Source organism: Streptomyces hydrogenans (genome assembly GCF_014656075.1).
In the GTDB taxonomy this organism is placed as follows: Bacteria; Actinomycetota; Actinomycetes; order Streptomycetales; family Streptomycetaceae; genus Streptomyces; species Streptomyces hydrogenans.
The window spans coordinates 48,131-59,810 of sequence record NZ_BNBS01000001.1; the positions used below are offsets into that span (position 1 = coordinate 48,131).

Genomic DNA, 11,680 nt, shown 5'->3' on the forward strand with positions numbered 1-11,680 from the left:
GCCGGTGGGCGGGGCGCCCGGGCTCGCGAGGGGCGGGTGTCGGGGGTGGCGGCTGTCAGGGGTGGCGGGTGTCGGGAATGGTGGATGTCGGGAATGGTGGATGTCGGGAATGGTGGATGTCGGAGGTGGTGGGTGTCGGGGGTGGCGGGATTCCCGGTGATCTCGGGTGGAGCGGTTCCCCGGTGATGGCGGGTGGCGGGATTCCCCGGCGATGCGGCGATATCGCCGGTTCACCGGGGGACAGCTTCTCGCCATGCTTCCCGTCATGGCAACCAAGCGGACGCAGGGGCGGGACGACGACCCGCTGGACGACTTCGAGCGCAGGGAGGTCGAGGTGGAGGGGGTGAGCAAGCGCGTGTACGTCTCCGGGGCGGGGCCCGCGGTCGTGCTGATGCCGGAGATGCCGGGGATCAGTCCCGACGTCGCCCGGTTCGCGCGGTGGATCAGGGACGCGGGGCTCTCGGTGTACGTGCCGTCCCTGTTCGGCGTCGACGGGGCCTATCCGCCGGCCGACGCGGCCGGGACGGTCATGCGGCGCGCCTGTGTCAGCGCCGAGTTCCGGGCGTTCGCGGGCGGCGGCACCAGCCCCGTGGTCGGGTGGCTGCGGGGGCTGGCGCGGGCGGCGCACGCCGAGCGGGGCGGGCCGGGGGTGGGAGCCGTCGGGCTGTGCTTCACCGGCAACTTCGCGCTCTCGATGACGCTGGAGCCGGCGGTCGTCGCGCCCGTGGTCAACCATCCGTCGCTGCCGCTCGACGACCCCGGCGGGCTCGAACTGGGCGAGGGGGACGCCGCGGCCGTGGCCGAGCGCGTCCGGCGCGAGGGTCTGAAGGTGCTCGCCTACCGCTTCGAGGACGACCGCTGGTGCACGGGCCGCAGGTTCGCCGCCTACCGCGCGCTGCTCGGGGACGCCTTCGACGGCCGCGTGCTGCCCGCCGGCGTGGCGAACACCGATCCGCCGCCCTTCTTCCGCGAGGTCGTCGGCTGCGCCCACAGCGTCGTCACGGCACATCTGGTGGACGCCGCCGGTCACCCCACGGTGCGGGCCCGGGACGAGATCATCGCCTTCCTGGCGGAGCGGCTCGGGGTCTCGCGGGAGGCCGCGACAGCGGAGTGACCCGCGACGGGCGGCGCCCCGCCGGCGCGGGCGCCCCGCGCGAGCGGGGGCCGCGGCCGGACGGGGCGGGGCCGGGAGGGTGGTCCTCCGGGTAGGGCGGTGGGTCAGGACACCAGGCGGGTCTCCAGTTCCCTCAGCTTGACGGTGCACAGGCCGCCGCGTTCGGCCTTCACGTCGGTGACCTCCAGCTGGGTGCCCGGGGCGAGGATGTACTCCTCCTCGCCCGTGAAGGCGGAGAAGCTGCGGATGCCCACGGCGCGGGCGGGGGTCACCTCGAAGAGGGTCCGCTTGCCCCGGCTGCCGAGGAAGGAGCGGGCGACGCCCAGTTCCGAGGTGCAGGAGGAGACGCCCCACCAGGTGACCGTCGAGCCCAGGGGGTACTGGCCGCGGAGGTCCAGGGCGACGCCGCGCCACAGCGGCTCGGTGCGGACCGGGAGGGACTCGACCGCGGAGAACAGCAGGCGGAGGTAGGGCAGGTAGGGGACGGCGCGGGCGCGGTCGGGCGAGCGCAGGACGGCGTTGATGGTGCGGTAGAAGCCGGACTCGCAGGTGTAGAGGAAGAGGGCGGCGACGGCGTCGGCGGAGAGCCCGGCGCCGGCCGGTTCGTCGGCGCGCCGCTTGCCGAACTCGCGGGAGCGGTCGATGTGCCCGGTGAGGCCCCGCAGGACCCGGGCGACCGGGGCGACGGCCTCCTCGAAGGACATCAGCGGGGTGTCGAACACGCCGGTGAGCGGGGGCAGGACGTGCCCCTCGTCGCGGACGCTGGTGAGCCGCTCCAGGTACAGCTGGTGGAGCTCCATCGTCGACGCGATGAAGGCGCCCATGCGGGCGGCGACGTCCTCGCCCGGGGCGGATCCGGCACCCGGGGCGGAGCCTGCCGGGGGCTTGTTCCAGCCCTTGCTCGGCAGCCAGTCGACGGCTTCGGCGCCGAGGGACATCAGGGCGTCGTTCACGGTGGCGAGGTGGTCGCCGTCGCAGAAGATGTCGCCCTGGGCGGCCGGGTTGGCGTGGTCGAGGTGCCGGACCTCGACACCGGGGTACTTCTTCTCCAGGCGCTGCACGGTCTTCTTGAGGCTGCGGGCGTGCGCGCCCCACCAGGCGAAGACGACGCCCCGGTCCTCCGGATCCTCGGCGTCCTGCTTGGCGCGCAGGATCTCCTCGACGATCCGCTCGGCGACGGGCCGCCAGAAGGCGGTGTGCTGGTCGGTGGCCATCGCGCCGTCGCCGCTCGCGGTCAGCGAGGCGTTCAGGAGCAGGACGCCCTGCGTGAGCATGGCCTGGAACCACTCGGGCGGCTGGACCGTGTCCCGCTCCTTCAGCAGGGCGCGGACCTCGGCGATCGGGGTCTTCTTGACGATGCCGTACTTCCACATCGCGGCCGCCTTGATCAGGCAGCGGATGCTGACGACCCGTCCGAACTGGCTGTCCTTCCAGTCGTTGAAGGTGTTGTCGAACATGGCGATGCCGGTGGCGCTCTCCGGCCGCGGGTAGGGGTTCTGTCCGAAGACGACGACCTTCCACTTGTGCGCCGGGTGGGGCTTGAGCGCCTGGAAGGTCAGCTCGCGGACCGGGACCACCTGCGGGCTGCGGCCCGGACCGATGAACCGGTCGGCGTCCGCGCGGGCCTCGATGACGGGCTTCAGGACGGGCAGCCACGGCTCGCCGCCGCCCGTGAACAGCTCGGCCAGGGCGAGCGGGTCGTTCGGGTCGGGCTGCGGCGCGGACGGGGTGGCTTCGCTCATGGCGGGGGAACTCCCGGGGGTCGTGGCTGCGGGGTGGACGGTGCCGTCGGCCGGCACCGGCGAGTCGGCCGGAGCGGCCTCGTCAGCGGCGAAAGGGATGCCCTTCGGCGTGTGCTCCTTCGGCAGCGCCCCCTTTGGCGCCTGCTCCTTTGGCAGCGGCTCCTTTGGCAGCGCCCCCTTTGGCCGGCGCGCCGGTCGCCGGCGTCCCGCCCGGCGGCACGATGCGGACGCGGGTCGTGTGCGGCGCCTGGTCGATGCCGGCGAGCTGGGCGGTGATGGTGGCGCGCAGCTCGTCGTCGTCCTGGAACCAGTGGTCGTGGAAGAGCGTGTAGCCCGTCCACATCAGGTTGGCGCAGACCCGGGCCGGGACGCGGCCGGTGCGGGCGCCCATGCCGACGAGCGCCACGGAGCGGATGCTGCCGGGTGCCTTCCGGTTCTGCCGGTGCACGGCCTGGAAGGCGGCGGCGCAGGCCATGGCCACGTTCAGGGTCTCGCTCACGTTCTGCGAGGAGGACACCATCGTCGGCGTCGAGATGACGAAGCGCGGCACGGTGGCGCCCGACGGGACGCACACCGCGCTGCCGACCGGCATGCTCCCGCCGAAGCGGTCCTCGATCGCCCGCCGCACCCGCAGCTGGATGCCGGCGCCCAGATGACGCTTGATCACGGCGTCGACGCCGCCGTCCATCCGGCCCGCCGCGTTCGTCGGCGTGACCCACGCGTCGACGTCCTCGTCGAGGATCGAACCCCGCCGGATCTCGATTCCGGGCACGTCCGCGAAGGCGGCGCGCCATGCCTCCACCACTCCCGCGTTGACATCCGTCAGCACCACCCGCAGCGCGGTGTCCACCCAGCCGTCGGTCATCGAAGCCCCCTGTAGGAACGGTCTCTTGCAACACCTCCGAACCTAGTGGGCACCACTGACAACGCCCCTGTTCAGCCGGGACGCCGGGGCCGTCAGGAGGGAGGGTCCGGGTGCGCGCTCCCCGGTTCCGCCGGGGAGCGGCCCGACCGTCGTCATGGGGGCGCCGAACGGCGCGAAATGACGCACCGTCCTATGCCCGGGGCATCGTCTTGTGCCGAAAGCCCCTCATTCCCCGTCCGGGTGGTGTCTAGTGGGGGTCGTCCGCGATCACCACCCGGTCCGGGGCGTGACGTCCGGCCGGGGCCGTCTTGAACCAAGGGAGCACTACTGATGGCGAGTGTGGAAACGTCTCTGAAGGAGGCGATGACCTCCATCGAGGGCAGTGTGGGAGCCGCGCTGGTCGACTACACGAGCGGCATGGCCCTCGGGACGCTGGGCGGGGGCAAGGACCTCGACCTGACCGTCGCCGCGGCCGGGAACACCGATGTCGTCCGGGCGAAGCTCCGGACGATGGAGATGCTGGGCATCGAGGACGGCATCGAGGACATGCTGATCACCCTCGGCAGCCAGTACCACCTGATCCGGCTGATCAAGGGGCGGGGCGGCAACGGCCTGTTCCTGTACATAGTCCTGGACAAGGGCCGGGCCAACCTGGCCATGGCCAGGCACCAGCTCAGGCGCATCGAGGCGGACCTGGAGCTGTGACACGTCTCCCGTGAACCGGTTTCGCACGCCCTCTACTTGAAGAAATCTTCAACTCGGCACATCTGAAAGTGATCAGTTGAGGGCGTGCGGAAGCCGGGACGCGGGAGAATGACCGTCAGCCGTGGATCAAGGTTCCGGCAGGTCCGGCCGTCGGCGTCCGGACCTGCCGGCCCGGGGGGAGAGTCGTCGCATGCAGGTGCCGCTGTACCAGGCCAAGGCGGAGTTCTTTCGCATGCTCGGGCACCCCGTCCGGATCCGTGTCCTGGAGCTGTTGCAGCACGGACCCCTCCCCGTACGCGAACTGCTCAAGGACATCGACATAGAGCCGTCCAATCTCAGCCAGCAGCTCGCGGTCCTGCGCCGGTCCGGGATCGTGATCTCCATCCGCGACGGCGCCACCGTCAGCTACGCCCTGGCCGGCGGGGACGTGGCCGATCTCCTCAAGGCCGCGCGGCGCATCCTGACGGAGCTCCTGGTCGGCCAGAGCGAGCTCCTGGAGGAACTCCGCCACGCGGACGGGGCGCGCCCGGAGTAGTCCCCGGCCCGCCGCACCCGCCCCGACGTCCCCGGTCCGCGAGGCTCGCTCCGGCGCGGGGGATTTTCCCGGGTGTACAGCGGGAAGTCACGGGACGGTCGTGGTCCGGTGGTTCGCGGACGCTCTTCTTGGGGCGCCCTGCGCCGGTCCCCGGCCGGCGTTCCGTTCCCGTCCGCTCGTACCCCGGAGGACTACTCCCCCATGGCCGACCTCGATCGTCGCCGGTTCCTTCAGCTCGCCGGTGGCGCCGTCGCCTTCAGCGCGCTCTCCGAGTCCATCGCCCGTGCCGCCGCCATCCCCGCGCAGGGGTCGACCGGCACGCTCCAGGACGTCGAGCACATCGTCGTCCTGATGCAGGAGAACCGTTCCTTCGACCACTATTTCGGGGCGATGAAGGGCGTCCGCGGGTTCGGCGACCCCCGTCCCGTCATGCTGCCGAGCGGCAAGTCCGTCTGGAACCAGTCGGACGGCTCGAAGGTGACCCTGCCCTTCCGGCCGGAGAGCGCGAAGCTGGGCATGGAGTTCCTCCAGGGCCTCAACCACGACTGGGCGGGCGGCCAGAGCGCCTTCAACAAGGGCAGGTACGACAACTGGATACCCGCCAAGACCAAGGCGACGATGGCGCACCTCACCCGTGAGGACATCCCCTTCCACTACGCGCTCGCCGACGCGTTCACCGTCTGCGACGCCTACCACTGCTCCTTCATCGGCTCGACCGACCCGAACCGCTACTACCTGTGGTCGGGACACACCGGCAACGACGGCACCGGCGGCGGCCCGGTCCTCAACAACGCCGAGGCCGGCTACGGCTGGAAGACGTACCCCGAGCGCCTGGAGGCGGCCGGGGTCTCCTGGCGGATCTACCAGGACGTCGGCGACGGGCTGAACGCGGCCGGCTCCTGGGGCTGGATCAACGACGCCTACCGCGGCAACTACGGCGACAACTCGCTGCTCTACTTCAACGCCTACCGCAACGCCCAGCCCGGCAACCCCCTGTACGACAAGGCCCGCACCGGCACCGACGCCAAGGCGGGCGAGGGCTACTTCGACCGGCTGCGCGCCGACGTACGGGCCGGCACGCTGCCGCAGGTCTCCTGGATCGCCGCGCCCGAGGCCTTCTCCGAGCACTCCAACTGGCCGTCGAACTACGGCGCCTGGTACATCGCGCAGGTCCTGGACGCGCTGACCTCCAACCCGGACGTGTGGGCCCGTACCGCGCTGTTCATCACCTACGACGAGAACGACGGCTTCTTCGACCACGTCGTCCCGCCCTACGTCCCGGCCTCGGCCGCGCAGGGCCTGTCGACCGTCCCCACCACCCTCGACCACTTCCCGGGCAGGACCGGCTACGTCGCCGGGCCCTACGGCCTGGGGCCCCGGGTGCCGATGCTCGTCGTCTCCCCCTGGTCCACCGGCGGCTACACCTGCTCCGAGACCTTCGACCACACCTCGGTGATCCGGTTCATCGAGCGCCGCTTCGGCGTCCAGGAGCCGCAGATCTCCCCGTGGCGGCGGGCCGTCTGCGGCGATCTGACCTCGGCCTTCGACTTCGGCCGCGCGCAGCCTCAGCCGGTCGCCCTGCCGTCCACCGCCGGGTACTACCCGCCGGACCGCGACCGGCACCCCGACTTCCCGGCCACCGCGCCGGCCGTCGGCTCGATGCCGCGGCAGGAGCCGGGCTCCAAGCCCACCCGCCCGCTGAAGTACGCCCCGTACGTGGACGGCTCCGCCGACACCGCGGCCGGCACCTTCCGGCTGGCGTTCAGCGGCGGCCCGTCCGCCGGCGCCCAGTTCTACGTGACCTCGGCCAACCGCACCGACGCGCCCTGGACGTACACGACGGCGGCCGGCACCTCGATCGCGGACACCTGGAACACCAAGTACTCCAAGGGCACCACGGACCTCACCGTGCACGGCCCCAACGGCTTCCTGCGCCGCTTCCGCTCCCCCGGCAAGACCGCCGTCCCCGAGGTCACCGCCCGCCACAACGCCGCCACCGGCGCCCTGGACCTCAGCTTCACCAACGCCGGCGCCACCACGACCGTGACCGTCACCCACGCCTACGCGGGCGGCCCGCAGACGCTGACGGTGGCCCGGGGCGCGACCGTCACCCACTCGGTGCCGCTGTCCGCCTCCGGCCGGTGGTACGACGTCACGATCACCTCTCCCGCGCACACCGACTACGTGCGCCGGCTCGCCGGACACGTGGAGACGGGCGCGGAGGGCGTCACCGACCCGGGCATCCTGACGTACTGACCCCGGATCACGGGGCCTCGGGCAGCGCCGCCGCACGGGTGCGGAAGGTGCGGCGGTAGCTGTCCGGGGGCACGCCCAGGGTGCGGTGGAAGTGCCGGCGCAGGGTGGTGGCGGTGCCCATGCCCGTCGCCGTCGCGATGGCGTCGACGCCGTCGTCGGTCCGCTCCAGGAGTTCCTGGGCGCGGCGGACGCGCTGGGTCAGCAGCCACCGCAGGGGCGTGGTGCCGGTCGCCGCGCGGAAGTGGCGGGTCAGGTGGCGCGAGCTCATGCCCGCCCGGCGGGCGAGGTCCTCCACGGTGAGCGGCCGGTCGAGGCGCTCCAGGGCCCAGGGGAACAGCGCGGTGAGCGGGTGGTCGTCCTGCGCGGGCACGGGCGCGGTGACGAACTGCGCCTGGCCGCCCGACCGGTGCGGGGGGACGACCAGCCGGCGGGCGACGGTGTTGGCGACCGAGGAGCCGTGGTCGAGGCGGACCAGGTGCAGGCACAGGTCGAGCGCGGCGGCCTTGCCGGCGGAGGTGAGGACGGTGCCCTCGTCGACGTAGAGCACGTCCGGGTCGACCTCCACCGCCGGATGGCGGGCGGCGAGGACGCCGGTGTGCGCCCAGTGGGTCGTGGCGCGCCTGCCGTCGAGCAGTCCGGCGGCGGCGAGGACGAACGCCCCGGTGCAGAGCGAGACGACCCGGGCTCCGGCCTCGTGGGCGGCGCGCACCGCGTCGACCAGCGCGGCGGGCGGAGCCGCGTCGACGTCGGCCCAGCCGGGGACGATCACGGTGTCGGCGTCCCGGAGCCGGTCGAGGCCGTGGTCGGGTTCCAGGCGGAACGGGCCGAAGGGCACGGTGCCGGGACCGCAGACCGTCAGGTCGTACCAGGGGACGGCGACCGCGTCCGGCGCGGAGCCGAACACCTCGTGGGCGACGGAGAGTTCGAAGTGCAGCATGCCGTCGGTGACGGCCAGCGCGACGGAGGTCATGTCCGGAAGTGTACGGGGCACGTCGTTTCCGACACTCACGGTTGCCCGTTCAACCATTCCAGGATGGGGGCAGTCGATCGGACGCGGCACGGACAAGGGAGAGACCTCATGGCGGCGGGGCAGACGGTGGCGGTGTACGGCGCGTACGGGCACACGGGCCGGTTCGTGGTGGCGCACCTGCGCGAGCGGGGCTTCGTCCCCGTGGCGGCCGGGCGGGACGCGGAGAAGCTCGCGGCGCTGGCGCGGGAGCACCCGGGGCTCGACGCGCGGCCGGCGCCGGTCGACGACCCGGCGGCGCTCGACCGGGCGCTGGCAGGCGCGGACGCCGTCGTCAACTGCGCGGGACCGTTCGCGACGACGGCCGGCCCGGTGATCGAGGCGGCGCTGCGGGCCGGCATCCCGTACGTCGACGTGGCGGCCGAGATCGAGGCCAACGCCGACACCTTCGCGCGGTACGCGGACCGGGCTCGCGCGCAGGGCGCGGTGATCGTGCCCGCGATGGCCTTCTACGGCGGCCTCGGCGACCTGCTGGCCACGGCCGCGATGGGCGACTGGACCTCGGCGGACGAGGCGCACGTCGCGTACGGGCTGAGCGGCTGGGCGCCCACGGCGGGGACACGGCTCGCCGGGAAGGTCTCCGCCGAGCGGCGCGGCGGCCGGCGGGTCCGCTTCGCCGGCGGGCGGCTGGAGTACCACACCGACGAACTGCCCGTGCTGACCTGGCCGTTCCCGGAGCCGATGGGGCCGCGGTCCGTCGTCGGCGAGTTCACGATGGCCGACGTCGTCACGCTCCCCAGCCATCTGGCCGTCCCCTCGGTGCGCACCTACATGTCGACCGAGGCGGCGAGCGGGATCGCCGGCGCGGACACCGCGGGCCCGACGGCGGTGGACGCGCGCGGACGGTCCGCGCAGACCTTCCTCGTCGACGTCGTCGTCCGCTCCGGCGGAGCCGAGCGGCGCGCCGTGGCGACCGGCCGGGACATCTACGCCGTGACCGCTCCCCTCGCGGTCGAGGCGGTGCACCGCGTCCTCACCGGCCGGACCCGCACCGTCGGCGTCGCCTCCGCCGGGGAGCTCTTCGACCCGGCCGACTTCCTGGACGCGCTCGCCCCGCACGTCACCTGGGAGGCGCACGGAGCGACGGGGGCGTGACGGCCGGGGGACGGCACCGGCGTTCAGCGGCCGTCGCGGAGCCGGCGGAGGTAGCCGGCCGTCAGGGCCACGGCGGGGTCCGGGTCGTGCGTGAGGTCGGCGAGGGCGCGGCGGGCGACGGGGCCGGGGATGTCGGCCAGGGCCTGGGTGAGGCGGCCCCGGGCGGGCGGTGCGGTGGCGGCGTCGGCGAGGTGGGCGACCAGGCCGGCCGCGATCCCGTCGGCCGTGGCCGCGTCGGCGGCCAGGGTGCCGAGGGCGTCGGCCGCGTCGGTGTCGTTCCTGCCGTCCACGACCATCTCGACGAGCGTCGGGATCGCCTCGGACTCCCCCCGGGCGCCCAGGGCCAGGGCCGCCCGGCCCCGGACCACGGGGTCGGGATGGGCCAGGGCGGTCCGCAGCAGGGAGACGGGCTCCTCGCCGGGGAGTCCGGCGAGGGTGCGGACGGCCCGTTCGCGGACCTCCGCCGCCGGGGAGTCGAGGCCCCGGGCCAGGAGGGCGGTCCCGCCGCCGCCGGAGCGGGCCAGCGCCCACCGGAGGGCCCCGGCGACATTGGGCTCCGTCTCGCTCAGGGCGGCCTCGACCAGGGCCTCCACCGGTACGGGGACCTCGTCGGCCGAGGAGAGGGCGGCGCGCTGCCGGGCGTCCTCGCTCGGCGAGCCGAGGGCCTGGAGGAGCGCGACGACCCGGAGGGCCTCGTCCCAGCTGGCGGGTTCGGTGGCGTCGATCCGGCGCAGCCGGGTGAGCAGTTCGGTCTCGGCCTCGATGCGGGCGCGGGTCTGCTCGATGAGGTCGCCGACGAGCTGCGCCGGGGTGAAGCCGGGGTCGTCGAGCGCGCGGCCGATCTCCCTCAGCGAGAGGCCCATGGAGCGGAGGCTCTCGATGTGGAAGATCCGCCGGATGTCCTCGTCGCGGTACTCGCGGTAGCCGGAGCCGGTGCGGCCCGAGGGCCGCAGCAGTCCGAGCGACTCGTAGTGCCTGAGCATGCGCGCGCTGACGCCGGAGCGCCGCGCCACCTCACCGATCAACACGCCCTAGTCTCCCTCCCCCGGGGCCCCGTCGAGCGCCACGACGCGCTTCGCCTCCTCGATCGCGTACTCGAATCCGGTGTCGGGGTCGCGCAGGATCCGCCGGGTGGCGAGCGCGTGGGCGCGCACGCGGGGGTCGGGGTGTCCGGCCGCGGTCTCCAGGGCCGGGAGGATCACGTCACCGAGCCCGGTCAGGGCCCGGCTGAGGCTGAGCTGCGTCTCGCGGTCGCCGCGCCCCAGCCGGCCGGCGAGCACGGCGGCCAGCGCGGGCTCCTCCCCCTCCGGCACGAGCAGGACCGCCGTCCGCCAGGCGGCCCGGGCCACCTCGTCGTCGGGGTCGGTCAGATGGGCGTGCGTGATCGCCGGCCAGGCCCGCCGGTCGCCGATCTTGGACAGCGTGTGCAGGGCCTGGCTGCGCGCCTGCGGCCGCTCCGAGTCGAGCTCGACCAGCACCCTGGGCAGCGTCAGGCCCTCCGGGTGGCGGGTCAGCGCCCAGGTCAGCATGTCGCGGACGAAGAACTCCGGCTCCACCGCGCACCGCTCGACGAGCGGGTCGACGAACCGGTCGTCGGGCGTCGTGCCCACCGCCAGGGCCGCCTTGAGCCGCACCGAAGCCCGCGCGTCGGTCAGGGCCCGCAGCGCGCGCCGTACGTCCTCGTCCTGATGGGTCAGGGTCATCGGGACCACCTCCTGGGCAGGCAGTCAAAGGCTTGTCACCGTGTCAAGGTCAAGCAAGGACGGCGGGCCCGGGCTCCGGCGGGGCCTCCGCGATCCGGGCGGCGGCCGCTTCCCACGGCATCGGGACCGGCGCCGCGGCGCCCTCGTCGTCGTGCGCGTCCTCGCGGTACCACCCGGTTCCGCCGAGCCAGGTCTCCAGCCACCCGGCGAGGTCTCCGGCGTCGACGAACCAGGCGTCGGCGCCGTCGTCGTCCAGGGCGTTCGGGTCGAAGAGGAGCACGGTGCCGCTCTCCTCGCGGCAGTCGACGGCCGCGTACATCCCGCAGCCCCAGTCGAGGACGGGCAGGACGCCCGCCGGCCAGTAGGGGGTCTCCCCCTCGGCGGAGGCGGCCCGCTCCGAGGCGTACTCCCCCAGCACCGTGCGTCCCTGGCCGGTGAGCGGCAGGAGGAGGTAGTCGGGCCCGAAGCCGCCGTCGGCCACCTCGCGGTAGAGCCGGGCCAGCAGGGGCGGCAGGGCGAAGCCGAGGACGCGCTCCGCCTCGGCCACCGCCCCGGCGCTCGCGGGCGGCGGCAGCGGGCCGGAGGAGGCGGCCGCCTTCGCCGCCACCCGGGTGAGGAGGTCGTTCACGTCGGTCATG

Annotated in this window: 11 protein-coding genes; 5 read left to right on the forward strand and 6 right to left on the reverse strand. The window is 73.8% G+C overall.

The annotated features are described in order from the left end of the window. Positions 1-265 precede the first annotated feature (265 nt). Complete coding sequence (locus tag IE321_RS00200; RefSeq protein ID WP_190221240.1) at positions 266-1,114, forward strand: dienelactone hydrolase family protein; 849 nt, start codon at positions 266-268, stop codon at positions 1,112-1,114. Positions 1,115-1,218: 104 nt separating this feature from the next. On the opposite strand, the gene IE321_RS00205 is transcribed toward IE321_RS00200, so the two are convergent. Next, positions 1,219-2,856 (reverse strand): ADP-ribosyltransferase domain-containing protein, encoded by a 1,638-nt coding sequence (locus IE321_RS00205; RefSeq protein ID WP_043222133.1) that lies wholly within the window; start codon positions 2,854-2,856, stop codon positions 1,219-1,221. An 82-nt stretch (positions 2,857-2,938) separates the two neighbouring features. After that, positions 2,939-3,721: a macro domain-containing protein gene (locus tag IE321_RS00210; protein ID WP_190221241.1), complete on the reverse strand. Its 783-nt coding sequence runs from the start codon at positions 3,719-3,721 to the stop codon at positions 2,939-2,941. Between the two features lie 330 nt (positions 3,722-4,051). On the opposite strand from IE321_RS00210, the gene IE321_RS00215 reads away from it, so the two are divergent. From IE321_RS00215 to IE321_RS00225, 3 genes are all read left to right on the forward strand, one after another. Further along, a complete protein-coding gene (locus IE321_RS00215; protein ID WP_043222010.1) occupies positions 4,052-4,426 on the forward strand; it encodes a hypothetical protein in 375 nt (124 codons plus the stop codon). A gap of 190 nt (positions 4,427-4,616) precedes the next feature. Next, positions 4,617-4,961, forward strand: coding sequence for an ArsR/SmtB family transcription factor (locus IE321_RS00220; protein WP_043222008.1), 345 nt, complete (start codon positions 4,617-4,619; stop codon positions 4,959-4,961). Positions 4,962-5,162: 201 nt separating this feature from the next. Next, entirely contained in the window at positions 5,163-7,217 is a 2,055-nt protein-coding gene (locus IE321_RS00225; RefSeq protein WP_190221242.1) for a phosphocholine-specific phospholipase C, read from the forward strand. Between the two features lie 7 nt (positions 7,218-7,224). Here IE321_RS00225 and IE321_RS00230 read toward each other — a convergent pair whose 3' ends face one another. Continuing rightward, positions 7,225-8,187, reverse strand: coding sequence for a helix-turn-helix domain-containing protein (locus IE321_RS00230; protein ID WP_190221243.1), 963 nt, complete (start codon positions 8,185-8,187; stop codon positions 7,225-7,227). 108 nt (positions 8,188-8,295) lie between these two features. Between IE321_RS00230 and IE321_RS00235 the strand changes: the two genes are divergently transcribed. Continuing rightward, entirely contained in the window at positions 8,296-9,339 is a 1,044-nt protein-coding gene (locus IE321_RS00235; RefSeq protein WP_190221244.1) for a saccharopine dehydrogenase family protein, read from the forward strand. Between the two features lie 23 nt (positions 9,340-9,362). On the opposite strand, the gene IE321_RS00240 is transcribed toward IE321_RS00235, so the two are convergent. The 3 genes from IE321_RS00240 to IE321_RS00250 are packed head-to-tail and all read right to left on the reverse strand — an operon-like array spanning position 9,363 to position 11,679. After that, positions 9,363-10,367 carry a HEAT repeat domain-containing protein gene (locus IE321_RS00240; RefSeq protein ID WP_190221245.1) on the reverse strand — a complete coding sequence of 335 codons (1,005 nt, stop codon included), beginning with the start codon at positions 10,365-10,367 and terminating at the stop codon, positions 9,363-9,365. A gap of 3 nt (positions 10,368-10,370) precedes the next feature. Continuing rightward, complete coding sequence (locus tag IE321_RS00245; RefSeq protein ID WP_190221246.1) at positions 10,371-11,042, reverse strand: HEAT repeat domain-containing protein; 672 nt, start codon at positions 11,040-11,042, stop codon at positions 10,371-10,373. A gap of 49 nt (positions 11,043-11,091) precedes the next feature. Further along, positions 11,092-11,679 carry an SMI1/KNR4 family protein gene (locus IE321_RS00250; RefSeq protein WP_190221247.1) on the reverse strand — a complete coding sequence of 196 codons (588 nt, stop codon included), beginning with the start codon at positions 11,677-11,679 and terminating at the stop codon, positions 11,092-11,094. Between the last annotated feature and the right edge of the window lies 1 nt (position 11,680).

What these genes read in the sequence shown, in the direction of transcription:
- IE321_RS00205 (WP_043222133.1), bottom strand. Translation starts at nt 2,856, where the DNA reads ATGAGCGAAGCCACCCCGTCCGCGCCGCAGCCCGACCCGAACGACCCG.
- IE321_RS00245 (WP_190221246.1), bottom strand. Translation starts at nt 11,042, where the DNA reads ATGACCCTGACCCATCAGGACGAGGACGTACGGCGCGCGCTGCGGGCC.
- IE321_RS00220 (WP_043222008.1), top strand. Translation starts at nt 4,617, where the DNA reads ATGCAGGTGCCGCTGTACCAGGCCAAGGCGGAGTTCTTTCGCATGCTC.
- IE321_RS00225 (WP_190221242.1), top strand. Translation starts at nt 5,163, where the DNA reads ATGGCCGACCTCGATCGTCGCCGGTTCCTTCAGCTCGCCGGTGGCGCC.
- IE321_RS00230 (WP_190221243.1), bottom strand. Translation starts at nt 8,187, where the DNA reads ATGACCTCCGTCGCGCTGGCCGTCACCGACGGCATGCTGCACTTCGAA.
- IE321_RS00250 (WP_190221247.1), bottom strand. Translation starts at nt 11,679, where the DNA reads ATGACCGACGTGAACGACCTCCTCACCCGGGTGGCGGCGAAGGCGGCC.
- IE321_RS00235 (WP_190221244.1), top strand. Translation starts at nt 8,296, where the DNA reads ATGGCGGCGGGGCAGACGGTGGCGGTGTACGGCGCGTACGGGCACACG.
- IE321_RS00200 (WP_190221240.1), top strand. Translation starts at nt 266, where the DNA reads ATGGCAACCAAGCGGACGCAGGGGCGGGACGACGACCCGCTGGACGAC.
- IE321_RS00215 (WP_043222010.1), top strand. Translation starts at nt 4,052, where the DNA reads ATGGCGAGTGTGGAAACGTCTCTGAAGGAGGCGATGACCTCCATCGAG.
- IE321_RS00210 (WP_190221241.1), bottom strand. Translation starts at nt 3,721, where the DNA reads ATGACCGACGGCTGGGTGGACACCGCGCTGCGGGTGGTGCTGACGGAT.